The sequence below is a fragment of the Nocardia sp. 852002-20019_SCH5090214 genome (assembly GCF_001665865.1).
GTDB lineage: Bacteria > Actinomycetota > Actinomycetes > Mycobacteriales > Mycobacteriaceae > Nocardia > Nocardia nova.
The window spans coordinates 1-625 of record NZ_LZMK01000315.1 but is presented as its reverse complement, the minus strand read 5'-3'; the positions used below and the strand labels follow the sequence as shown (position 1 = coordinate 625).

The window sequence follows — 625 nt, the reverse complement described above, 5'->3', positions numbered from 1 at the left end:
CTGACGTGTGTGTACTGGCCGGCCAGCTCGCGGGTCAGGTCGCGGTGTTCGCGCATCACCCGTAGCCAGGGCCCGAGGGTTGGAATTCGAACCGGCACATCGCCAGTCAAACGGTGCACATCCGGTGGCTGTCGAGCGTCAGGTGAATCGGGTGTGGTGGTGGTCATGAAACCCCCTCGAACGCCGACACTTTCGTGTCAGCGAATACAGGAATTGGTGAAAAGTTTTCTCCCCCGAGCGCTTTCGTTCCTACCAGAATCCCGCGATGGCGGCAACGAACAACCAGCGGTCTCACCGGCGAAGAGGCGCGCTCGACCTCGACCCCACGGCGGTGTTCACCACGTGGTGTCCACCAATCGGCGACGGGCGGGAAAAATTTCGAGGGATACTGCGAGTATCAATTTTCGCCGCTGTCGCACGTAAACCCATCTCTATGTGGGGCTAGCGCGGGTATATATAAAAACTCTATCCCTTCAACGCCTGGCGAACCATAATTTTCCGCGTTTTGATGGTAGGGCAACTGCTCCTGCTTCGAAGGGAAATTGATTGTGGATCCGATGGTCGTTCTTTCCTGGATCGATACCGGCTCTGCGGCAGTCTCGAACGGACTGACGATCGCCGCCCA

1 protein-coding gene is annotated in these 625 nt (G+C 57.9%); it reads right to left on the bottom strand.

Features of this window, described 5'->3' with window-relative positions; translation table 11 throughout:
• Positions 1-397: 397 nt before the first annotated feature.
• On the bottom strand, positions 398-625 hold a 228-nt coding region (locus tag A5780_RS42150), incomplete at its 5' end, for a hypothetical protein (protein ID WP_231983080.1).